The 22,705-nt window shown below is 64.7% G+C and carries 23 protein-coding genes and 1 tRNA gene; 11 read left to right on the top strand and 13 right to left on the bottom strand.

The genetic code is table 11. The annotated features are described in order from the left end of the window. Positions 1-66: 66 nt before the first annotated feature. Positions 67-315, top strand: coding sequence for a ferredoxin (locus ACERIT_RS14165; RefSeq protein WP_373675514.1), 249 nt, complete (start codon positions 67-69; stop codon positions 313-315). Between the two features lie 42 nt (positions 316-357). Here ACERIT_RS14165 and hemB read toward each other — a convergent pair whose 3' ends face one another. After that, the gene (gene hemB, locus ACERIT_RS14160; RefSeq protein ID WP_373675513.1) at positions 358-1,338 is read right to left on the bottom strand and encodes a porphobilinogen synthase; all 981 of its coding nucleotides are present in this window, start codon (positions 1,336-1,338) and stop codon (positions 358-360) included. Positions 1,339-1,572: 234 nt separating this feature from the next. Between hemB and ACERIT_RS14155 the strand changes: the two genes are divergently transcribed. After that, positions 1,573-2,316, top strand: coding sequence for an SDR family NAD(P)-dependent oxidoreductase (locus ACERIT_RS14155; RefSeq protein ID WP_373675512.1), 744 nt, complete (start codon positions 1,573-1,575; stop codon positions 2,314-2,316). Between the two features lie 20 nt (positions 2,317-2,336). On the opposite strand, the gene ACERIT_RS14150 is transcribed toward ACERIT_RS14155, so the two are convergent. The 4 genes from ACERIT_RS14150 to ACERIT_RS14135 are packed head-to-tail and all read right to left on the bottom strand — an operon-like array spanning position 2,337 to position 6,662. Beyond that, positions 2,337-3,758: an aldehyde dehydrogenase family protein gene (locus ACERIT_RS14150; protein WP_373675511.1), complete on the bottom strand. Its 1,422-nt coding sequence runs from the start codon at positions 3,756-3,758 to the stop codon at positions 2,337-2,339. Between the two features lie 21 nt (positions 3,759-3,779). Beyond that, complete coding sequence (locus ACERIT_RS14145) at positions 3,780-4,865, bottom strand: hypothetical protein (protein ID WP_373675510.1); 1,086 nt, start codon at positions 4,863-4,865, stop codon at positions 3,780-3,782. Position 4,866: 1 nt separating this feature from the next. Further along, positions 4,867-6,321, bottom strand: coding sequence for a sodium:solute symporter (locus ACERIT_RS14140; protein WP_373675509.1), 1,455 nt, complete (start codon positions 6,319-6,321; stop codon positions 4,867-4,869). Then, positions 6,318-6,662 carry a hypothetical protein gene (locus ACERIT_RS14135; RefSeq protein WP_373675508.1) on the bottom strand — a complete coding sequence of 115 codons (345 nt, stop codon included), beginning with the start codon at positions 6,660-6,662 and terminating at the stop codon, positions 6,318-6,320. Before ACERIT_RS14135 ends, ACERIT_RS14140 begins: the two co-directional genes overlap by 4 nt. 94 nt (positions 6,663-6,756) lie before the next feature. Here ACERIT_RS14135 and ACERIT_RS14130 point away from each other — a divergent pair, with 94 nt between their 5' ends. From ACERIT_RS14130 to ACERIT_RS14105, 6 genes are all read left to right on the top strand, one after another. Beyond that, positions 6,757-7,683: a thiamine-phosphate synthase family protein gene (locus ACERIT_RS14130; protein WP_373675507.1), complete on the top strand. Its 927-nt coding sequence runs from the start codon at positions 6,757-6,759 to the stop codon at positions 7,681-7,683. Positions 7,684-7,801: 118 nt separating this feature from the next. Continuing rightward, the gene (locus ACERIT_RS14125; protein WP_373675506.1) at positions 7,802-8,656 is read left to right on the top strand and encodes a ZIP family metal transporter; all 855 of its coding nucleotides are present in this window, start codon (positions 7,802-7,804) and stop codon (positions 8,654-8,656) included. Between the two features lie 113 nt (positions 8,657-8,769). After that, the gene (gene pyrF / locus ACERIT_RS14120; RefSeq protein ID WP_373675505.1) at positions 8,770-9,660 is read left to right on the top strand and encodes an orotidine-5'-phosphate decarboxylase; all 891 of its coding nucleotides are present in this window, start codon (positions 8,770-8,772) and stop codon (positions 9,658-9,660) included. Between the two features lie 6 nt (positions 9,661-9,666). After that, positions 9,667-10,260, top strand: coding sequence for a tRNA (pseudouridine(54)-N(1))-methyltransferase TrmY (gene trmY, locus ACERIT_RS14115; protein ID WP_373675504.1), 594 nt, complete (start codon positions 9,667-9,669; stop codon positions 10,258-10,260). Between the two features lie 6 nt (positions 10,261-10,266). Beyond that, positions 10,267-10,758, top strand: a complete 492-nt coding sequence (locus ACERIT_RS14110; RefSeq protein WP_373675503.1) for a CHY zinc finger protein — start codon at positions 10,267-10,269, stop codon at positions 10,756-10,758. Positions 10,759-10,802: 44 nt separating this feature from the next. Further along, a tRNA-Pro gene (locus tag ACERIT_RS14105) sits at positions 10,803-10,875 on the top strand. 146 nt (positions 10,876-11,021) lie between these two features. Here the strand turns inward: ACERIT_RS14105 and ppc are convergent. Then, positions 11,022-13,709, bottom strand: a complete 2,688-nt coding sequence (gene ppc / locus ACERIT_RS14100) for a phosphoenolpyruvate carboxylase (RefSeq protein ID WP_373675502.1) — start codon at positions 13,707-13,709, stop codon at positions 11,022-11,024. A gap of 255 nt (positions 13,710-13,964) precedes the next feature. Then, positions 13,965-14,852 carry a dihydrodipicolinate synthase family protein gene (locus tag ACERIT_RS14095; RefSeq protein ID WP_373675501.1) on the bottom strand — a complete coding sequence of 296 codons (888 nt, stop codon included), beginning with the start codon at positions 14,850-14,852 and terminating at the stop codon, positions 13,965-13,967. 168 nt (positions 14,853-15,020) lie between these two features. Between ACERIT_RS14095 and ACERIT_RS14090 the strand changes: the two genes are divergently transcribed. Further along, positions 15,021-17,285: a hypothetical protein gene (locus ACERIT_RS14090; protein WP_373675500.1), complete on the top strand. Its 2,265-nt coding sequence runs from the start codon at positions 15,021-15,023 to the stop codon at positions 17,283-17,285. Positions 17,286-17,303: 18 nt separating this feature from the next. Here the strand turns inward: ACERIT_RS14090 and ACERIT_RS14085 are convergent, their stop codons facing one another. From ACERIT_RS14085 to ACERIT_RS14075, 3 genes are all read right to left on the bottom strand, one after another. Beyond that, positions 17,304-17,525, bottom strand: a complete 222-nt coding sequence (locus tag ACERIT_RS14085; protein WP_373675499.1) for a DUF2249 domain-containing protein — start codon at positions 17,523-17,525, stop codon at positions 17,304-17,306. Between the two features lie 74 nt (positions 17,526-17,599). After that, a complete protein-coding gene (locus ACERIT_RS14080) occupies positions 17,600-17,830 on the bottom strand; it encodes a DUF2249 domain-containing protein (protein WP_373675498.1) in 231 nt (76 codons plus the stop codon). 89 nt (positions 17,831-17,919) lie between these two features. Continuing rightward, a complete protein-coding gene (locus tag ACERIT_RS14075) occupies positions 17,920-18,156 on the bottom strand; it encodes a DUF2061 domain-containing protein (protein WP_373675497.1) in 237 nt (78 codons plus the stop codon). Positions 18,157-18,287: 131 nt separating this feature from the next. On the opposite strand from ACERIT_RS14075, the gene ACERIT_RS14070 reads away from it, so the two are divergent. Both ACERIT_RS14070 and ACERIT_RS14065 read left to right on the top strand, forming a co-directional pair. After that, positions 18,288-18,833, top strand: a complete 546-nt coding sequence (locus ACERIT_RS14070; RefSeq protein WP_373675496.1) for an NUDIX hydrolase — start codon at positions 18,288-18,290, stop codon at positions 18,831-18,833. Between the two features lie 70 nt (positions 18,834-18,903). Then, positions 18,904-19,713: a lysostaphin resistance A-like protein gene (locus ACERIT_RS14065; RefSeq protein ID WP_373675495.1), complete on the top strand. Its 810-nt coding sequence runs from the start codon at positions 18,904-18,906 to the stop codon at positions 19,711-19,713. 103 nt (positions 19,714-19,816) lie between these two features. Here the strand turns inward: ACERIT_RS14065 and ACERIT_RS14060 are convergent, their stop codons facing one another. The 3 genes from ACERIT_RS14060 to pstC all read right to left on the bottom strand — a co-directional run bounded on the left by ACERIT_RS14060 (position 19,817) and on the right by pstC (position 22,704). Continuing rightward, complete coding sequence (locus ACERIT_RS14060) at positions 19,817-20,713, bottom strand: decarboxylating 6-phosphogluconate dehydrogenase (RefSeq protein ID WP_373675494.1); 897 nt, start codon at positions 20,711-20,713, stop codon at positions 19,817-19,819. A 75-nt stretch (positions 20,714-20,788) separates the two neighbouring features. Beyond that, on the bottom strand, positions 20,789-21,763 hold the full coding sequence (pstA, locus tag ACERIT_RS14055; RefSeq protein WP_373675493.1) for a phosphate ABC transporter permease PstA: 975 nt from the start codon (positions 21,761-21,763) through the stop codon (positions 20,789-20,791). Continuing rightward, on the bottom strand, positions 21,760-22,704 hold the full coding sequence (pstC, locus tag ACERIT_RS14050; protein WP_373675492.1) for a phosphate ABC transporter permease subunit PstC: 945 nt from the start codon (positions 22,702-22,704) through the stop codon (positions 21,760-21,762). The genes pstA and pstC overlap by 4 nt, the downstream gene beginning before the upstream one ends. Position 22,705: the final 1 nt, after the last annotated feature.

Below are 22,705 nucleotides of genomic sequence, written 5' to 3'. Positions count from 1 at the left end.
CCCGGACCCGCATGACCGTCGACGGCGGTCGCCACCGATATGTGCCCTTCCCGCGAACCATCGGACATGAAAGTCGTCTTCGATCGTGACACCTGCATCGGCATGTACCAGTGCGTCGAGGAGTGGGACCGGTTTAGCAAGAACCTGGATGCCGGGAAGGCCGACCTTGAGGGCGGCGAACGGTCGAACGAGGACGTCGAGGTCTATGAACTTGAAGTCCCGGACGGCGAGGAGTTCGACGCCGAGTTCGCCGCGCGCGTCTGTCCGGTCGATGCGATCGAGGTGTACGACGACGATGGCGAGCAGGTCGTCTGATCGGGGTGATGCCCCCGGAATTGAGCGAGAGTGGCGAGCCGATCACAGCCGGTCGGCCAGATCCTCGGCGAAGTAGGTGACGATCAGGTCGGCGCCGGCACGTTTGAGCGCGCGGAGCGACTCGTGGGCGACCGACTCGAGATCGAGCCACCCGTTTTCTGCGGCCGCGTGTATCATCGCGTACTCCCCGGAGACGTTGTAGGCCGCGATCGGGTGATCGAACTCCCGGCGGAGATCGGAGACGACGTCGAGGTACGCAAGCGCGGGCTTGACCATCAACACGTCCGCACCTTCCTCGGCGTCGAGTCGGGCCTCACGGAGCGCCTCGCGACGATTTGCGGGGTCCATCTGGTAGTGGCGGCGGTTACCGAAGGCGGGTGCCCCGTCGGCCGCTTCACGGAAGGGACCGTAGAAGGCGGACTCGTATTTCGCCGCGTAGCTCATGATCGGGACGTGCTCGAAGCCGGCCGCATCGAGCCCCTCCCGGATCGCCGCGACCATGCCGTCTGTCATCGAGGAAGGTGCGATCATATCGATGCCCGCCTCGGCCTGAGAGACCGCCGTTCGGGCGAGCAGATCGAGCGTCTCATCGTTGCGAACGGTGAGAGTCGGATCCGTTTTGGCCGACTCCTCGATCACGCCGCAATGGCCGTGATCGGTGTATTCACACAGACAGACGTCGCCGACGAGGTAGGCGTCGGTCTCCGCATCGATCCGACGTGCGGCTCGCTGAACGACGCCGTCATCCGCGTACGCACGGGTTCCGGCCGAGTCCTTCACCTCCGGAATCCCGAAGAGAATGACCGCCTCGACGCCGGTATCTCGGATCTCCGCAACGCGATCCGCAGCTTCCGAGACGGGGACACGCTCCTGGCCCGGCATCGAGTCGATCGGCACGCGCTCGTCCGTGGTCGCGTCGACGAACACCGGCGCGATCAGGTCGGTCGGCGAAAGCGACGTCTCGCTGACGAGCGGCCTGACGCCGTCGGTCCGGAGCCGACGCGGCCGGTCGGTGAGGTTCATGCTCGGGATTTGATGTCGTATTAACTTAAGCATGATTCCACCAGACGGCGAAGACTTGCAACCCCGGTTCCGCGGTCGGTGGGTCGACGTGACTGAAACATTGAAAACGAAGAGGTGTCCTCGGATCGTCGGCGCCGGTGGGATCGGGTATCCGCTCATCATGATCCCCGTGTCTCTGAGTCGACGTCTCCGGTGACAGGAGGGCTTAACTGGAAACCGCAACTTCCGAGAAGTATGAACATAGAGGGGACCGCACTCGTGACCGGCGGCTCCGGCAGTATCGGACGGGCGATCGCGGCGGAACTCGCTGGCTGCGGCGCCGATGTCGCGATCGGCTACCACAGCGACAAGGACGGCGCCCGACGGGCGGCCGAGGCGGTCGAGTCCTGCGGTCGGGACGCGACGATCGTACAGGCCGACGTCACCGACGACGACGATGCGTCGACACTCGTCGAGCGGGCGACGGAACTGGGCGAGCTGTCGGTGCTCGTCAACGCGGCCGGGATCGCGACGCCCGGGCCGATCGAGGAAGCACCCGATCGAATCGACAGGGCGCTTTCGACGAACGTCGCGGGTGTCGTCGCAGTCAGCGCCGCTGCCGTCCCGTCGCTTCGGGAGACGTCCGGCGCGATCGTCAACGTCGGAAGCGTCGCCGCCGACCTCGGAACCGTCGACGTGACGTATGCCGCCTCGAAGGCGGGCGTCGTCGGCGTCACGCGGGCGCTCGCTCGCGAACTCGGTCCCGACGGGGTACGCGTGTCGGCGGTCTCGCCGGGACCGGTCGATACGCCGATGGACGACGAGATCACCGAATCGCTGGAGGCCCGCCGGTTTCGGGGCCATCATACGGTCGATACGCTTTTAGATCGCTACGAGGCGACACCCGAGGAGGTCGCCACCGCCGTGCGGTTTCTTGCGGCACATGAGTTCGTGACCGGCGAGATTCTTCACGTCGACGGCGGAATGACGATCGACTGATCGCCCGAAATCGCGACGAGCTACGCCGGATCGTAGGTCGTCGTCGAATAGAGAAACGACGCGAGATACGTCTCGTGGGTCTCGCGGAGATCGACACTCGCCGGATAGCCGCCGGCGTAGACCTTCCGGATCGCCGGCGAGCGAACCACGCGGCGCTCGATGGTTTCCTCGCCGATGACGACCGCGAGATAGGCGCCACGGAGACACTTGGGAAGCTCTTCGCGATCGCGCCGAGTCACACCGACGAATGGAAACGGGAACTCCGGGACGAGCTTGTCGGTTCGAAGGACGGTCGGCAAGAGTCGAGGGGCGTCCTCGGGGTCGAAAAGACGTGAGGAACGGTCGCCCATCTCGGCGGTGACGTCGACACCCTCGCGTGCCGTGATCGCCCCGTCGATTCGGACTGCAGTCTCGCGATCGGGGAACCCCGGGACGTCGGTGTGTTCGTCGTGAAGCGGCCCGACGTCCGCCTCCAGAAGTCGTTCGGCGAGCCCGTTTGCGACGACGTCGGGGTCACAGTCGCCGGTCGCGACGATCCGGGTGAGGTTGAAACAGGCGCGTCCGCCGGCACGACAGACGCCGCGGGCCAGCGTATCCAGTTCCCGTGCGGTCGGCTTGCGTCCGAGGATCGCGACGCTTTCGCCGGGACCGTAGGTTTCGACGCTCGGATCGTCCTCGAAGCCGGCGACAGCCTCCTCGCCGCCGAACGCCATCGCGTGATCAGCCTCCTGACAGATCGTCTCACCGAGCGATCGGTCGCCAGGGAGGACATGAACCGCCGACTCGGGCACGCCCGCTTCCAGAAGCGCCCGGCCCAGTCGAACCGCAGTGAACGGATCGCGGTCCGATGGCCGGAGGGCGATCGGTATCTTCATCGCGATCGCCAGCGCCGGCCAGGCGTAGACGGTCGGATCGTTGGCTGGCATCATCGCTCCGAGGATCCGAACGCGCGGCGCGAAGGCGAGGCCGACGGTCCGCTCTCGCTCGTAGGCCGGTTCGTCGTAGACATCGAGTCGGCCGGTCGGCGACTGTGCTCGGAGCGATTCGGCCGCGTGTCTGAGGCCGAACGCGAGCCAGTGGGCGCTCGTTTCGACCAAACCGGCAGGCAGCCCGGTCGATTCGGTGACTCGACGTCGGTAGGTCTCGAACGGGGGCAGTGAGCCGGCGGTCGCGCTCGCGGGCGCCCCCTCCCCGAGAAACAGCGCGCCGGCGGTCGCGAGCCGGTCGAGGAGCTCCGCAACGGGCATCCGCTGGAGCGCCTCGAAGCCCTCCCCGCGGGCGGTTTCGATCGCGTCGTGTGCCCGAATCCGAGGAACGCGTGCGAGCTCCGCGAGGGGTCCGTCGATCCCCGCGATCCTCGTCGTCCGAAGCGTCTCCCGTTCGCGGCTGGAAACCGGTCGAATCACCGGCAGGTCGTCGCCGTCGGCGTCGGATGCGGTCATCCGTCGATCGACGCCATCCCGTCAGTACACCCCCTCGACCGTCCGCTCTTCGTCGGCGTCGGCCGTTCGGGGCGTTCTGACCCAGTCCCACGGCAGCTCGTCGGTTCCCTCGATCCGGATCGCGCTGTCGCGTTCGAACATGAGCGGAAGGAAAAACTCCTTCGTGAGGACCGTAAGTCGAATCCTGCCGCGCTCGCCGTAGGCGACGGACGAGCCGTCCTCGTCGACTATCTCGGGGACGAAGTAGGGGTAGCAGGGTACGTAATCGAGGTGATAGGAGCGCTCCGCAAGTGGCTGATAGGCGGGCGGCGCCTCGGGGGCGATCCCCATGAGCGTGTTCCCGTATTCGCCGACGAGCGTCACGTCGTCGTACCACTCCTCGCGGAGGATGCGGTGGGTGTCGCGGTCGAGTGCGGTGCCGCCGTGGACGATCCCCTCCAGTTCGGATTCGGCGACCAACTCTCTGACCGCCGGCCGTTCGAGCAGCCGACCGGTGGTAAAGAGGACGTCGATCGGCTGTGTGTCGAGGATGGTCCTCGCCTGCTCGAGGAGATGTTCGACGTACCGGTCGAACTCGTCGTCGTCCGGGCGGGTCGAGAGATGTTTCGCCCATCGGGGATCCATTGTGACGTGATACGGCAGGGCGTCCCACTCGTGGGCGAGATGCTGGACGAACGTTCCGGCGTTGTTGGCGCCACCGGGCGGCGCGATCCCGAGGACGTTTCCCTTGGGGAAGGACCACTCCTCGAGAATTCGAGCCGTCCAACGAGTCTGCTCGCGCCAGTATTCGGACATGAGCACTCGTTTGGGCGGGCCGGTCGTCCCGCCGGTCTCGTAGACGCGCTGGTCGCCCGAAAGCGATCGGGGGGCGAACTCGGCGGCTGGAATCCGCCGGAGGATATCCTCCTCGAAAGGCTCGAAGACGGCCTCGAGATCCGCGAAGCCGTCGACGCGCGCTCGGACGTCGACGCCGTGTTCGGCCGCCCACTCCAGCCAGTACGGCGTCCCCGAGTCGGGATCGAAGTGTGTGTCGATCACTTCCCGAGTCCACTGATCGAGGGTCGCGTCGGTCGCAGCGTAGGGGTTCGTGTGTTCCGTCGTTGTCATCTCAGTCAGCTCCTTTCATAGCGTCGGTCTCTTCCAGAAGCGTCGTGGTTTTCGGCTCGGGCGAGAGCAGCGATCCGGCGACGAGCGCGAGACAGGCGACCACCAGGGCGGGAACGAACGGCAAAAAGCCGAACGCCGGGGCGGGGCCGAACTGTGCGGCGAGGAAATACGCCTGCCCCGAGAGCACTGATGCCAGCGCACCCCACGCCGACGCCCGCCACCAGTACAGCGCGCCGACGAACGCGGGGAAAAGCAACGCGTTGCCTTGGATGAAATAAATCGCGAGATCGATGATCGTCCCGTGTTGGACGAGCGCGATGGCCAGCCCACAGACGAGAAGGACGACCGCGACCGCCCGGCCGACCCACGTCTCTTGGGCGTCGCTCGCGTCCGGGGCCAGATGGGCTCTGTAGAGATCCCGCGAGACGATCGAGGAAAGCGTGAGGACGAGGCTATCCGCGGTGCTCATCATCGCTGCGACCGCCCCGCCCATGACGATACCGAATATCCACTCCGGCGCGTACGTCTCCAGCAGCACCGGCAGGATCGAATCCGGATCCTCGAGTCCGGGCGCCGCTGCCGTACCCCAGACGCCGAGCAGGACGGGAACGAGCGCGGCGACGACGACCATGACCGGCCACCACACGAGCAGTGACCGGAAGGCACGTTCGTCCTCGGCGGCCAGAAACCGCTGGAACATCTGTGGGTACGCAATGATCGCCATCGTGTTCATCAGGAGGAACGAGAGCCACACACCCGGCGTAAAGAAGCCGAGTTCGCCGGAGGGCGTCAACAGGTCGGTCTCGGCGGCCAGCCGCGTGGTCGTTTCGGCGGGATCGAGCGCCGGCGCGAGATATCCGACGGCGGCGAGCAAAAGCACCACGACGGCGACCCCCTGGAGGACATCCGACCAGGCGACGCTGCGGAGCCCCCCGATCGTGAGATAGATCCCCGTGACGACGGTGATCAAGATCGCACCCTCCGTGAAGCCGATGGCGCCGCCGCTTATCGACCGAAAAAGCAACCCGCCGCCCATCGCCTGGATGGCCAGATACGGGAGCGACCAGACGAACTGAAAGAGCAGTACCGCCAGTTTGACAGCGTCGCTGTCGTAGGCGTCCCCGATCAGTTCCGTCGGAGTCAACACGCCCCGCTTTCGCCCGACTCGCCACACTTGGATGCCGATGAGCGCAAGCGGAATCCCCGCGATTGCCTCGATCCCGAGCAGCGCGAACCAGCCCATGCCGTGCTGATAGCCCCACCCCGCACTACCCAGAAAGATGAATGAACTCATGAGCGTCGCAAACATCGTAAGCGGGAAGACGACCCGGCCGAGCGTTCCGCCCGCGAGGAAGTATTCGGCCGGCGTCGATCCGGTTCGGATGTAGCCGTACCAGCCGATAGCGAGCGTCACAGCGAGATAGAGTCCGACGATGCCGAGTGCGACGCGGCTCATCGGTCCTCACCCGGCCACCCGTAGCCGATACCCGCGACCGCCGCGACGGCGACGGAAGTAACCATCGCAGCGAGCACCAAAAGCGACCAAAGCGGGAAGACGAAAACGATCGGGTCCACCGGGACATACACCGAAAAAACGACAGTACCGAAGAGGACACCGAAAACGATCCACAAACCGCGTTCGAGCCGGCGGTTTCCGGGCTGGATGTCGGTCCGATCGGCTGACGGTTCGCGGTCGGCCTCGACCGTTCGGGTCGTCGAGTCGGCCGACAGTGATTCTCCGTCTCGGCTCGTTTGCCCGCCCCTCCCGGTGATGGACGGTGCATCGTCTCTCAGCATACGTGTTCCTCTCAGGGCGACCAATATATAACTAACTAATATAAGAAGATTATATCCGGGGAGGGCTTATGGGCGATCGCCGGAAAGGGGAGCCATGGGACTGCTGTTACCGCAGGAGATCGTCACCGAACGGGTGTTGCCGACGCTCCGGACCGAGCTGGCGACGGCGTTGCTCGAACGGGGGTGGACACAGCGAGCCGTCGCCGAGCAACTCGGCGTGACACAGGCGGCGGTAAGCGGGTACGCGAGCGGAAAGGGAACCGTAGACGAACGACTCACCGACGACCCGCGGTTCGGCGAGACGGTCGAGCGGCTCGCCGATGGCTTCGATGCGGACGACCTCGACGAGTACGAGGCGATGGTGGAGATCCTCGAGTTGATCCGTAGCTTCGAGGACAGGGGCCCGATCTGTGCGATCCACGAAGCGGAGATGCCCGCACTCGAGGGGCTGGGCTGTGACGTCTGCGTGCGGGGCGCAGACGATGCGGTCGCCGCCGACCGGGAGACGCTTGCGAACGTCCGACGGGCCGCCCGCACGCTCCGAGCGTCCGGTTCGATCGCCGCGTTCGTTCCGAACGTCGGAACAAACGTCGGGATGGCACGCCCCGATCCGGTCGGCCCCGCCGATATCGCCGCGATTCCGGGACGGATCCACGCCGTCCGCGGCCGCATCGAAGTCCCGAGCAATCCGGAGTTCGGCGTCTCCGAACACGTCTCACGGATGATTCTCGCAGCTAACGAGGTTGATCCGACGATTCTAGCGGCATGTAACCTCCGAACCGACGAGCGGCTTCTCGAGGCTGCCCGCGAGCGGGGCCTGGAGACGTTCGCGTTCGATGCCGGCTACGAGGACCGGACCGACCGGCTCCGATCGGCGTTCGAGACGCGTGAGACCGTCCCCCGCGTCGTCTACCACGAGGGCGCGTTCGGGATCGAACCCATCACGTACGTTCTCGGCGAAAGCGCCGTTTCGGTCATCGACATCGCTGTCGATCTCGGCACCGCTGGGACGGCTACGTGAGTGAGGGGTCGGATTCGGACATCAAGCAGTCGAAACACCAACCGCCTCATCCGTAACGTAACACCGCGCCACGGTCCTATGCGTATCTATAAACCACTATGTTCTCTAGAACTACGGGATGCAGGTCGAGTTTGCGGAGCTCTTTGTCAGATTTGTCGGGACGTCTCCAGTGGGACAGGCCCTGGCTGGCGGGATTATCATCGCTCTACTGAACCTCTTGGGGGCATCACTCGTTCTCGTCTGGCGAAATCCGTCCGATCGGGCACTCAATGGGATGCTTGGGTTTGCGGCCGGAGTGATGCTTGCAGCTGCCTTTACGAGCCTCATCATCCCCGGTATCGAAGAGTACTCCGGCGGAAATCCGATACCGACGCTCATCGGCGTCGGTATCGGCGCGCTGTTCCTCGATCGGGCGGACGGGCTCGTTCCCCACGCACACTACCTTCTGACCGGCAACCGTCGATCGGACGCAGCGGAACCGAGCGAGACGCTTCCGGTCACTGACGAGCGGCTGGCCGGGGTGATCCTGTTCGTGTTAGCCATCACGCTGCACAATATTCCCGAAGGCCTCGCGGTTGGGGTCGGGTTCGGCGCCGCGTCCGGGGATCCGGCTTTGCTCGGGGGGGCGTTGTCGTTGATGCTTGCTATCGGTCTCCAGAACATCCCCGAGGGGCTGGCCGTGTCCGTGGCAGCAATAAACGCCGGTCTCGACCGTCGGTTGTACGCCGTCTTCGCCGGGATTCGTGCCGGCGTCGTCGAAATCCCGTTAGCAGTGTTGGGTGCGATCGCCGTGACAGCAGTTGAGCCGTTATTGCCGTACGCGATGGGCTTTGCGGCAGGTGCGATGGTGTTCGTGATCTCCGACGAAATCATTCCGGAGACACACGAGAGTGGATACGAGCGCGTGTCGACGCTTGGACTCATGACTGGCGTCATCGTGATGCTGTATTTGGACATTGCATTGGCGGGCTGACTCTTCATCCAGGACTCGGATAACCGAGCGGGTGAGCCGGGGCGCCGACCGGAGACCGGCATTCGATCGCCACGGACGGAAACGCTTACTCGCCGCGGCCACACATCCTCACCATGAGCATCGACACGGGCACGGGCACGGATGCGAACGCGGCGTTCTTCGATCGACTCGCGGATCGGATCGCCGCCGTCGACAGCGTCGTCTCCGTCGGCCTCGATCCCGACCCGGACCGGATCCCGGCGTTCCTGTCGGAGACGGATCTTCCGCGGTGGGCGTTCAATCGGCGGATCATCGACGCGACCCACGAGCACGCGGCCTGTTATAAACCGAACGCCGCCTTCTACGAGGACGCCGACGGATGGCGGGCGCTCCAGGAGACGATCGCCTATGCACACGGCAAGGACGTACCGGTCCTACTCGATGCCAAACGCGCCGACATCGGAAACACGACGCGCCGGTACGCAAGCGTACTCGACGAGGGGAGCCTTGGCGCGGACGCGATCACGGTCAACCCCTACATGGGACACGACTCGCTCCAACCGTTCCTCGATCGGGAGACGTCGGGCGTCTTCGTCCTCTGTCGCACGTCGAATCCGGGCGGCAGCGACCTTCAGGACCTGGAACTCGCTACCGGCGAGCCCGTCTACGAGCGGATCGCAGCGCTCGCGGAGTTGTGGAACGACCACGGTAACGTCGGGCTTGTCGTCGGCGCGACTGCACCGAAGGAACTCGAAACGTTGCGGAAGACGGTCCCCTCGCTGCCGTTTCTCGTCCCCGGCGTCGGTGCACAGGGCGGCGACGTTGAGGCCGCAGTCGAATACGGGCTGGCGCCCAGAGACGGCCACAACGTCGACGTCGGACTCGTGAACTCCTCTCGCGGGATCATCTTTGCCGGTGAGGAGGTCGTCGATCGCGACGAACCACACGCGGAAGAACACGCCTACGTTCGAGCGGCCGGCGAGTCAGCAAAGCGTCTCAAACGACGACTCAACGAGTTTCGGTGATCTCGAATGCGCCAGTTCGTCGTCGTCGGCCACGACGTCCCGACGACTCCCGATATCCCGCTCGATGATCTCCCCGGAGCCGGGCGGATCGACCTGCTTTGTCGATGCGTCGGATCGGCGGTGTTTCTCTCACACGGGATTCGGGAGTCGGTCCGGGTCCACCTCGTCTGTGATGACACCTACACCGTCCGGTTCGACACCGACCATCTGAGACACCTCCATCCGGACGAACGGAACATCGCCGCGCGCATCCGGGGCGCGTTCGCCGAGCGGGAGTCGGCGATCGGCCACCAGCCGGCTGACGTCTCACCCGGTGTCGAACTCTATCGGATGGATTTCGAGGCGACGATCGAGCGGGTCGCCCGCGAGGGGCCGATCGTCCAGTTGCACGAGGAGGGCGCTCCGCTCGCAGAGGAGACGCCGCCGAGCGATCCCGTCTTCGTCCTCTCGGATCACCACGACTTCACCGACGCGGAGCGCGAGACGCTCGCGGACGTGACCGATCGCCGCGTTCGCGTCGGACCGGAGATCCTCCACGCCGACCACGCGATCACGGTCGCACACAACTGGCTCGACACTGGCGGATACACGGCCTACTGACTCACGATGACCGATCCCGGGACCGACGAGGAACGAACCGGCGGACAGGGATCCGACGAGGAGCGGGTCCGGACCACGATCGAACCGACCCTCGACGAGCGCTTCGCCGTCCCGCTTCGCGGAATCGACGTCGATCCGGAGGCGCGGTGTGCTCACTGGCACGGAGAGGTGGACGTCGTGGCGCTCCGGTTCGCCTGCTGTGAGACCTACTACCCGTGTGTTCGGTGTCACGAGGCGGCGACCGACCACGAGCCGGTTCGCTGGCCCCGCGACCGATTCGGGGAACCGGCCGTGCTCTGTGGGAGCTGTGGAGAGCGGATGACCCCGATCGCGTACTTCGAATGTGGGAACGCTTGTCCCGGCTGTGGAACGGCGTTCAATCCGGGCTGCAGAGCGCATCGCGATCGGTATTTCGAGCCGGACGGGAACCCCGACGTCGAGCTGGACGGCGGACCGGAGTCGGGCGATCAGCGGCGGCAGGACGCCCGCGATCCGTGATGGTTCGGAAGGGTTAAAGGACCGAACGACGTTCCTTTGAACGCGGGCCGGTGGGGTAGCTTGGTATCCTTCGGCCTTCGGGTGGCCGTAACCGCGATTCGAATTCGCGCCGGCCCACTTTTCACCCCACTTCGAAATGACGAGCGATAGCGAGGCATCCGTATTGGGGAGTAAACGACGAGGCGGAGATTCGAGCAGGGAAGTCGCAACGTCCGAGTGGGTCAAGGACGACTGCGCGGTCGAGACGAGGGGTGTGTCGATCCCTATCCGGTGTTTTTCATTCCGGCGGCGATGCCCTTGACGGTCAATCGCAGCGTGCGCTCCTCGAGATCGCTTCGGTCGTCGTGTTCGAGCAAGTGCACCTGCAGCAGGTTCAACGGGTCGAGATAGGGGTTGCGAAGCTCCAGGTTCTCGCCACGCTCGCGGGTCCGTGGTGAATCCTGGCTGCTGATCCGGGCGAGGAGGTCGTTTGCGCGTTCGTATTCCTCGCTCACCCGGGGGAAGAACCGGTCGCGGAGGTCGGGATCAGCGATGTCGGCATACAGGCTCGCGATCTCGAGGTCCGTCCGCGACATCGAGGCGGCGGCGTTATCGAGCGTCGTCCTGAAGAATGGCCACTCCTCGTACATCTCGCGAAGGACGTCGACGGAGCCGCCGGCATCGAGGTAGGCGTCCATGCCCGTCGCGATCGCATACCAGCCGGGAAGAATACACCGCGATTGCGTCCATGAGAACACCCACGGGATCGCTCGAAGGTCCTCGACGGTGCGTTCGTCCGAGCGGGAGGCTGGACGCGATCCGAGGTTGAGATCCTCGATGACGGTGATCGGAGTCGCCTGCTCGAAGTAGCGGACGAATCCGTCGGTGTCGAGGAGGTCGCGGTACTCGTTGCGGGCGGCGTCGGCCATCATGTCCATCGCCTCGATCCACTCCTCGTGAACCTCCTCCTCCGGGGTTTCGATCGCGTCCAGCCGCGCGCGGAGTTGAGCGTTGAGCATCTGCTCGATGTTCCGTTCGGCGATCCGGGGGTTGCCGTATTTCTCGGCTATCGCTTCGCCCTGTTCGGTGAACTTCACCTGACCGGAGACGGTGTCGTTGGGCAACGCAAGCAGGGCCTCGTTCATGGGACCGCCGCCACGGGAGATCGATCCGCCGCGGCCGTGAAACAGCCGCATCGTGACGTCGTGGTCCGCACAGATATCGCCGAGACGGCGCTGGTTCTTGTAGAGCGACCAGTTGGCGGCGAGAAAGCCGTTTTCCTTGTTCGAATCGGAGTAGCCGAGCATGATCTCCTGCGTTCCGCCCCGGCTCGAAAGCGCCTGGGCGTACGCCTCGTTCTCGAAGAGCGTCCCGATGATCCGCCGGGCGCCCGAGAGGGCGTATTCGGTCTCAAGCAGTGGAACGATGTCGATCCCCGCGTGTTCGGGAAGCGAGACGACGCCCGCCTGGTCGGCCAGAAACAGCACCTCAAGGACGTGGCTCGGCTCCTCGGTCATCGAGATGCAGTAGGTGTCGATTGCGTCGGTGCCGTACTCGCGTTGCCAGTCGGCGAGGTCGTCGAACAGCCTGAGGACCCGCGCCGACTCCGACGAGAGCGCCTCGACATCGGACAGATCGATCACGGGCTCGTCTTGAAGCACGGCGTCGGTGAGGAACTCGACGCGTTCCTCCTCGGAGAGGCTCCGGTAGTCGATCCCCTCCCGTTCGAGAGCGTCCGCGATCGCGCCCGTGTGTTTCTGCTGGTGATCCCGGAGATCGAGGCTGGCGAGCGAGAAGCCGAAGGTATCCACTCGACGGCTGATCGGGTCGACGTGCGCGTCGGCGACGCTTTCGGCGTCGTTGGCTCGCAAGCTCTCCGCGAGCACCGAGAGGTCATCCCGAAGTTCGTCGGCGTCCTCGTACCCGCCGGGGCGGACGTCCCCGACCCGGTCGAGCCGCTCACCCATGAGTTCGAGCTTCTGTCGATACGGCTCGCCGGGGTATCGTTGTTCGGCGGTGCGAGCGGTTCCGGGGAGGCGATCGCGGTCGCGGTCCAGGGACTCTTGAAACGCCGAGCCGACCTCGATCCGGCTGCCATCCTGACTCAACACGCCCGTAAGGCGATCGAGTTGGGAGCGATAGCGATCGAGGACGACCGATCGCTGGCGCTCGAGGGTGGTGGCGGTTACCGCCGGAGTGACGTAGGGATTGCCGTCTCGGTCGCTGCCCGCCCATGATCGGAACTCGAAGAGTTTCGGCACCTCGATGTGGTCCGCAAGCGCCTCCTTGAGCTCGTCGTCGAGTTCGTCGTAGACCTCGCCGACGACGTCAAAGAGCGTGTTCTCGAGGTACCATTGGACGTTTCGGGCCTCGTCCTCGGGCTCCGGTTGGCGGCTCCGGACCTGCGGGGTCTGCCAGAGGCTCGTCACCTCGGCGTCGATGTCCCGCCACACCTGGCGTTTCTCCTTGTCGGTGAGGAGTCGTTCATCGAGCGTCTCGATATGCGTTGCGATGGTCCGGAGTTTGGATTTGACCGTCTTCCGACGGGCCTCCGTCGGGTGGGCAGTGAACGTCGGCTCGATCAGGACGTCATCGAGAACTCGCCGCACCGTCTCGGGGTCACGATCACCGAGTTCCGCGGCGACGGCTTCGAGACCGTCCTCGAGGACCCCCGCCTGGGACTGCGATCGAAGCGTCCGGACTCGTTCACGCTCCTCGGCGAGGTTGACGAGTTCAAAGTACGTGGTGAACGCACGTGCGACGACCCGCTGGTGGTGCGGCGAGAGCCCCTCGAGTTCACCGACGAGGGGATCACGCGTTTCGATCTCGTCCGAACGATAGTCGATCGCGGCCTGTCGGCACGATTCGACCGTTTCGAAGGCGCTTCGGGACGTCTGGTCCTCGAGCACGTCACCGAGTAGCGCTCCGAGTTCGCGGACGTCCTGCTGGACGTTTCTTGTGTGTCGATCCATACCACACCAAGGCGGCTCGGAACGTAAAAACATCTTGATGAACGGACGAATATCTCGGCGCGTGTCCCACGATCGATCGGGATCGACTCCGATCGAGGAAGGGACGGATGAGGATGAGTCAATCGCCGACGAATTCGAAGGTTCGTGATCGTTGACGGCTCGCGTCGGTCCGGGCCGATCGATCGGTCCCGAGACAGGCCGCGGACGACAGCCGTTCGGAGGACGATCGCGGATCGGTCGCGGGCGAGCCGGTCGTCAGGACCGGTCGCCGACCGCGAGCGTTCGATCGACCTGCGTACCGATCGACGCCCCATCGGGGACGGGGACGAGCGGGGGACGGACATCGTCGGTCGGGATGACCCCTCGGTGGACGAGCGCGGACTTCGTCGCCGGCGCGAACCCGTAGTCGGTACACGCCTCAAAGAGGGGCGCGATCGCCTCCTGTTGGAGTTCCCGTCCGCGCTCTACTGCGAAGCTATCGACGGTCTCACGAAACACCCCGGGAACGGCATTCGAGAGGGCGTTGACGCCGCCGTCGCCGCCCATCCGCATCGAGGCGACGAGAAGCGCGTCGTATCCCTGCAAACAGAGGAACTCCTCGGGAGTCTGACGCAGGACGGCCGAGAAGTACTCCAGATCGCCGCTCGAGTCTTTGAGTCCGAGCGCGCGGTCGTGGTCGGCAATAGCCGCCACCGTCTCCGGTTCGATTTGGCCGCCGGTGCACTGCGGGATGTTGTAGAGGAGGACGGGAATCGACGCACGATCGAGGACGGACTCGAAGACCCGCCGGTTTCCCTCGGGAGCGTTGGCGGAGATGAAGTACGGCGGGACGATCGTGGCCGCGTCCGCGCCGGCGGCGGCCGCCGTCTCGATCGCCTCCACGGTCTCCTCGATGCTGGTTCGCGCTGCGCCAGCAACCACGGGAACGTCGGCGGCCTCGACGGTGAACTCGATCACTCGCCGCTGTTCTGCGGGGGTCAGACTCGGGAACTCACCGGTGGTTCCACACGGGAAGACGGCGTCGATCCCGCCGTCCTGCACGTGTTCGATCAGGTCGTCGAGGGCCTGCTCGTCGATCGCGTCGCCGTCGAACGGCGTCACCAGCGGACAGGTGATGCCTTCGAGCGCGGAACGAATGTCCATACCGGGTCGATGACGGCGGTCGAGTTAAATATCGGTGATGTCGCCGAAGGCGAGTCCGCAACCGCATTTCGATTCGGAATCAACCCGTATCACTGTTTCAGGTGTCCGAGAACACGGCGACCCCCTCTCACCGAAGAGTTATTCGGCCGGACCCACGGATTATGAACAATGAAACGGGGGGATGAGGCGAGCCAGGAGGGGGGATCCGGAATCGGGACCGCCGTCGATCGGCGGGCGGTTCTCGGGGCGATCGCCGGAGCCACGAGCGCATCGATCGCGGGTTGTAGCGCGTTCGATCGAGAGGCGGACGACGGAACGGTTGGGGTCGAGGACGACCGGGCGAGGGAGCTGGCCGAACAGTTCGCGCCGAATATCTACTTCGACGCCAACGAGAAGTGGTTCCCGACCGATCCACGACCCTACGAAAGCGAACGGGACGGCGAGACGGTCGTCGACGGGTTCGATGCGTTGGACGGCTATCACGAGCGGTACGACGAGGACGATTCCCCGCCGGATCCGACGGTGTTCTACCACGCCGTGGCGTACGAGGAGTCGCCGCTTGCGGTGATCCAGTTCTGGTTCTACTCGACGTTCGACCAGTTCACGACCAACTTCCACTGGCACGACTGGGAGGTTCTCCACGTCTTCGTTGACACGGAACGCGAGGAACCGCGGCTATACGTCGCCAGTTCACACTCGAGGAGCATCCCGAACAACGAGTTTCTCGACCCCGATCCCGAGATGACTCCACGGATCCTCTCGGAACTCGGGTCCCACTCGAGTACGCTCTCGGTTAACCAGGTTCCCGACCACTTCCAGCGGATCTCGACGGATGGATTGCTCGCGGACATCACCAACACGGCGATCGAAGGGATCGAGGACCTCGCCGATATTCCGCTCGCCTACGGCCTCCCACGCGACGAGGGCTCCCGACTCCCCTATCTGGTGCCGGAGTACGAAGGACGGATGATCTACGAGCACGACCGGTTGCCCTCGGTCACCCGCGAGTCGCTGATCGACGAGGAGCTGACGGTCCGATCGTTCGATGCGATCGAGTCGGTTCCGTCCGGTCTCCCCGGACGGGAAACGGGGCTCGTCTTCGGACACGCCGACCGCACGGACGGAAATGACGGCGGCTCAACGGACGGCGGAGAGACGAACGATAACGGTACCGGAGCGACGAACGACGACGGCGACGGGAGCGAGGGAAGCGACGAGGAAACGGAGGCGATCGACGTCGAGTACGAACTGGTCTCGATCTCCGAGATCGAACACATCACCGAGTTCACCGGACCGCAGTTGAGCTTCGAGTTCACGGTCCCGGAGGCGATCGAGGACGCGATGGCCGGGCATATCACGACGACCGGAACGCCCTGGAGCCAACCGCGCTATGAGAACCCGGCGGCGGACATCACGAGTCCCACACACAGACAGTCGCTCGCGGAGGAGTATACGGCGATCGGCGAGGCGGCGCCGATCCACACGGTGCTCGCCCACGTCACGAGTGCCGTCACCGACGACGACGCACCCGACGGAGAAGGAATAACCACCACCGAATCGTCGGTCGAGTCGGTCGCACTTCTGGAAAGCGAACCCGAAGCTATCCCGACGTTCGGCGGGATCGCCGCCGTACAGGACGTCCCGTCCGGCGACCACCGGCTAACCGTCAATGGTGCCGGGAGAGCGCCACACGGCGAGCAGATCGCCGTTCCGGACGACGAATCGACGACGACGGTAGCGGGCGTCGAGGGAGAGATTCCCCTCGTGGCACGCGAACACGCACGAAAGATGGCGATCACGGACGAGGAGGCAGACATCGACCTCTCAAGGGTGGCGGTCGAGGACGACTTCGGCGGCCGTGTCTACGACTCGTCGGTCGACGGCTCGGATGCGGTCTACGTCCACGCCGGCGGCGCCTACACGACCGAACTCCGCGACGTCGACGATGCGATCGGCGCGCATCGAGTGAATCCGGATCCGGAAAGCGAGGAAGACATCCGGATCGATCGCCCCGAGACCGGCAAGGCATCGCTCGCGACGTTCATCGCCGATATCGCCGCGGAGACGCGCGCGGAGGTCGCGGAAATCGATGAAGACGACGGAGACGACGATCCGACGACCGAACAACCGGGCGGATCGAACGAGACGGAGGAAACGACATCGGGGGGTTCGACGAACGCGATCACCGGATTACAGCGGGCGCTACAGGCAGTCGTCGAGAGCGCCCGAGCGGCATCGGAGCGGGCTCGGGCGGGCGACCGCGGAGGTGCCGATCAGCGGCTTATGACCGTCGCGGAACGACTCGAACGGGTGAGCGACCGACTGGCCGAAGCCGAGGCGGACCTCCCGAACTCGCTTTCGAACGCGACCCAAAACCGACTCGATCAGGCAACTCGGCGGGCCGAGCAGGCACGCGACGCCACAAAATTATGACGGGGAGGGGAGCGACGTTCAGGCGTGTTCGATCGCCACGTGCCATTCGTCGTCGGCCACCTGCTTCGCTTCGTGGCTGAACCCGCGCCGATCGAGTACATCGTAGAGCGGTTCGGGCTCGAAGCCGTTTACGACGGTGAGCCGCTCGTCGGGATCGAGATCCGAGAGGGCGGCCTGGATGCGATCGAAGGGTGGATCATCCGAATCACGGACGTCGAGCCTGCGTTCGTGAGTGCTCATCGCGTTTGAATACGGGCAGCAGGACGGTGTCAGTTCCCTCGAATATGTTCGTCGGAGCGTCCGCCGATCGACCGTCACTCCCGTTTCGGGAACTCGGCACGGAACTCCTCGGCCGACTCTTGAGTGACGCTATATCCCTCCTCGTCGAAGGCATCGACCTCGGCGGCCATCTCGTAGAACAGTGGCTTCGGTTCGTGGTCATTGACGATCGTCAGCGTCTCGCCGGGCTCCATCGCGGCGAACTCGTCGTGGATCTTCGTGTGGCGATCGACCGGTGGAACGTCGCGTACGTCGAGAGTAGGCATGCGGACGATCGTTGAATCCGGACACACCTGTGTTTTAATACGAACGTATTCGGGGCCGAGTCAGCAGGCGGCGAACGCCGACACGGGGTTTATGCGGCACCCGAGACGCCCCATCGGACGTGGTCCCAGAGGCGCTCGTAGGCGTAGTAGGTCCCGGTCTTTACCACGTTCGTGACCAGACCGATGTTTACCGCATCGCTCAGGTCGCCGACGACCAACCACGCGACGAAGACGGTTATCGTAACCATGACCAGCCGGTAACACAGCGTCTTGGCAAGTGCTCGCCGCCGGGAGTGAACGGCGGTCGACGAGAGTCCCCCGAACATGATGGAAGTGTTTACGCCGAGGGGACTTATAGGTAAGCGATACACGCTACATAGAGTTCGATCAGTTACTGAATACCATTTCATCTCTCGGTTCCGGCGATTTATAACCGATCTCGACCGATGGGGGATCGATGGAGGAACTCAGTTGGGAAACGATCGGGACGGACATCGACTACACGTGTCCGGGCTTCGACGTCCGGCGTGACGAGGTCCGCTTTCCGGACGGCACCGACGGGGAGTACCACTACATCGAGGAGCCGCCGGCAGTAGTGGTGCTGCCGTTTACGCCGGAAGACGATGTCGTCGTGATCGACGAGTGGCGCCAGGCCGTCGGTCGAGTCAACCGGGGGCTTCCGGCGGGAACGATCGAATCGACGGACGAGGGGGACGTCGAGGCGGCAGCAGCCCGGGAATTGGCCGAGGAGACCGGCTATGTGGCCGACTCCTTTGAACGGTTGATCGACGTCGAACCGTCGAACGGGATCACGAACTCGCGTCACCATCACGTCCTCGCGCGAGGGTGTGAACCGACCGCCGATCGGAATCTGGACGGCAACGAATCGATCGCGGTGGACGTCGTCGCCTACGACGATCTGCTCGCCGACGTCGTCGACGGGACGATCGTCGACGGACGCACCGCGATGGCCGTGCTGTATCACGAGTTGACGTCCCGATAGCAGTCCCGTCGATCGCCCGCCGCGTACCCGTGTGCCAACAGTTTTCCTCGTTCGACGCCAAGTCGGGTACATGTCGAGTGACGCCGGCCGATGGTCCCCGATCCTTCCCGTCGTGGCGATCGTAAGCGCCATCGGGTTGGGGGCCGGCGGCCTCTTTTTGGGATTCCTTCTCACGATCGTGGGTGGATTGGCGTTGACTCTGGTCGGCATCGAGGTGACTCCCTCACTGGGGATCGTTCTCAGCCTCGTGTTCGTTCAGGGGATCGGCTGTGCGGGCGTCGCGCTCGCCTACGTCAACCTCCAACCGGATATCCGATCGGTCGTCCGACGCCGTTTGGGGGTTCCGATCGACGCGAGTCAGTTTTCGATCGGCGCCCGGATCCCGGGGCTGCGGGAGGGGATCGTCGTCGTCGTCGGATACGTTCTGGCGTTTGCGGGCGCGCTGGCGGGCGCGTTCACGATCACCACCTACCAGGCGCTGGCTGGCACCGATCTCGAGACCGGAACCAACCAGGCTGCCCAGATCGGCATGGAGAACCCCGAAGTCCTCCTGTTGCTCATTCCCGCGTCGATCCTCCTCATCGGGCCGGGCGAGGAGTTGCTGTTTCGCGGCGTCGTACAAGGCCGACTCCGGGAGGTCTTCTCGCCGGTCACGGCGATCGTGACTACGAGCGTCGTCTTCGCAGGGCTTCACTGGTTCGCCCTGACGGGCGGATCGGCGACCGGCAACCTCGTCAGCATCGGCGTATTGGTGGTTCCGAGCCTCGTCTTTGGTACCAGCTACGAGTACACCGACAACGTGGTCGTCCCCGCGCTCATCCACGGGATCTACAACGCGACCCTCTTTTCGCTTCTGTACGTGTACATCGTGTTCGGCTGAGGGTGTTCACACCGACCGGAAAATCCGTTGAATTGACCGGAGAAGCCCTCCAGCCGGTCGAGAAATCCGCCGAACAACCCGGAAAAGCACCCACTCGAGCGCCTCACTCTTGACGGTTCACCTCGTGGCGGCCGAATCCGTAGCGCAGCCGGTTGGCAAGCCGCCGCGAGAATCGCCCCTCGTTTCGTGAGTCGAATCGCTCGGCGAGCGCGCCGTAGATGAGGGGGATGGGAACTTCCTGTTCGAGGGCCTCCTGGACCGTCCAGGTTCCCGTCGACCCGCCGGCGACGTGATCGGCGACGTCGCCCAGATCCGAACCCTCCTCGTGGAACGCCTCCTCACACAGTTCCAACAGCCACGATCGGATGACTGCGCCGTTGTTCCACGTGCGCGCGATCGACTCCATATCCAGATCGAATCGGCCGTCGTGGAGGAGTTCGAACCCCTCGCCGTAGGCTTGCATCAGCGCGTACTCGACGCCGTTGTGGACCATCTTCACGTAGTGTCCGGCACCGGATGCCCCCATCCTGTCGTGTCCTTCGGGACCGGTCGCGACCACATCCAGGACGGGAACCATCGCCTCGTAGGCCCACTCGGGCCCGCCGACCATCAGCGAAAAGCCCGCTTCGGCGCTCGCCGGGCCGCCGGAGGTGCCACAATCGAGATAGGCCGCGTCAGTCGCCTCGGCGCGTCGCATCGACGCTTCGAAGTGTGAGTTACCGCCGTCGACGACGACGTCGTCCGCCTGGATGTGGGCCTCGAGATCCGAGAGCGTGGCGTCGACTGCGTCGCCGGCCGGAACCATGATCCAGATCCGCTTTTCCTCGCCGAGGCGATCGCACAGATCCGCCAGGGAGTCGGCCGGCTCCGCACCGGCTTCCGCGGCCGCGGCGGTGGCCTCCGCGGAGACGTCAAAGACCACCACGTCGTGGCCCGCATCGAGGCTGCGATCGACGACGATCCGTCCCATCCGTCCCAAACCGATGACGCCCAGTTGCATACGCGTCGGATCGCGAGGGCGGGCCCTAGTGGTTGCGATCGGAGACTGCGGGGAAACGGAACGGGAACCGAAGGCTCACACGTCCCGGCGCTGATACCGGTTGCGCAGGAGGATCGCGGTCGCGTTGAGGAGGATCATCGTCGCGAGCAGCACGACGACGCCGGCGGCGACCACGCCATACCGGAATTCGGGCTGGGGACGGGCCCGCCAGTTGTAGATCTGCATCGGCATCGCGCTCACGCTGTCGAAAAGGGTGGTCGGAACGCTGAAGACGCTCGTGGCGGCACCGATCATGATCAGGGGTGCGGTCTCGCCGATCGCCCGCCCCATCGCGAGGATCGTCCCGGTGAGAATGCCGGGCACCGCCTGCGGCAGCGTGACGTTCTTGAGCGTCTGCCACTCGCTTGCGCCCATGCCGCGGCTGGCCTGTCGGTAGGAGTCGGGAACCGCCCGCAACGCTTCCTGAGAGGAGACGATGACGATGGGCAACACGAGTAAGCCGACGGTGAGCCCGCCCACGAGGACGATCCCGCTTGCAAAGCCGATCCCGCGGACGAAGACGGCCAGACCCAACAGCCCGTAGACGACCGAGGGGACGCCGGCGAGGTTCGCGATGTTGATCCGAACGAGCCGGGTGATCCGATTTTCGGGGGCGTACTCCTCCAGGTAGATCGCCGCCCCGATACCGATCGGGAAGACGGAAAACACCATCACGAGGAGGATGAGAAGCGATCCGACGATCGGAGCCAGGAAGCCGGCCTCCTCGGGAGTTCGCGAGGGGAGACTCGTGAGGAACTGCCAGTCGACCCACGATCCGTATTGGGGATCGAAAAGCGAGAAGGCGTCGACGACCACGTACGCGAGGAGAATGGCCATCATTGCGATCCCCGAGATCGCCGCGATCAACAGGACCGCCGCGAACGACCGGTCACGAAGGGCTCGATAGAGCGGCCCCCATCCGCTCTCCTGGAAGGGATTGTCGGTCGCACCGGGATCGGTCGACGACGCTCCGTCGCCGGAAGCACTCCCGGCGTCGGGCTCGGCGCTCATCGGTACTCCTCCCGGAGCCGGTCACGGACGATCTCGGCACCGATGTTCAACGTGAAGGTGAGTACGAACAGGACGAGGCCGAGCGCGAACATCGAGAAGTACGCCGGCGTCCCGCCACCGCCCTCCGCGTGGGCGACGTTCACCATTGCGGCCGTGATCGTTTCGCTTGACTGCATCAAGTTCTGATCGATCTCCAGGATGCTCAACATTCGCGGCGTCTGTCCGGCCGCGACGGTGACCGCCATCGTCTCACCGATCGCTCGCGAGAGCGCGAGCACGAACGACGAGAAGATGCCCGAGACTGCCGCCGGGACGACGACTCGAACGGAGGTGTCGAACTTGGTCGACCCGAGCCCGTATGCGGCCTGCCGGAGGTCATCGGGGACGGAAGAGAGTGCGTCCTCGGAGATCGACGAGACCATCGGGATGATCATCACGCCGACGACGATCGACGCTGAAAGCGCGTTGAACGTGCTCACGGGGAGCCCGATCCGGGCGAGGAAGGGCGTGATGTAGACGAGCGCGAAGTAGCCGTAGACGATGGTCGGGATCCCCGCGAGGATCTCCAGGGCGGGTTTAAGTATCGATCGCACGCGTTCGGTGGCGAACTCGGAGAGGTACAGTGCCGCGGCGAGACCGGTCGGCAGCGCGATGACCGCCGAGACCACGGTAATGAGGACCGTCCCGCTCAAAAGCGGCAGAACGCCGAATTTATATTCGCCGTCGCCGGTCAACTGCGTCGGTTTCCACTCGGTTCCAGTCAGAAATTCCGTGACGGGAACTTGCGCGAAGAAAGTCGTCGCGTCCTTGAATAGTGTGAGGACGATCCCGAGGGTGATGAGCACGGTGAGGGCCGCACACGTGAGAAAAACCCCCTTGACGGCCTGCCCGATCCGCCGCTCGCGGTCGGAGCGTTCGCCGATCGCCGTGGTGTTCGTCATG

Source organism: Halopenitus sp. H-Gu1, assembly GCF_041821145.1.
Taxonomy (GTDB): Archaea; Halobacteriota; Halobacteria; order Halobacteriales; family Haloferacaceae; genus Halopenitus.
The sequence above is the reverse complement of the archived record's forward strand: the minus strand, read 5'-3'. Positions and strand labels throughout refer to the sequence as shown.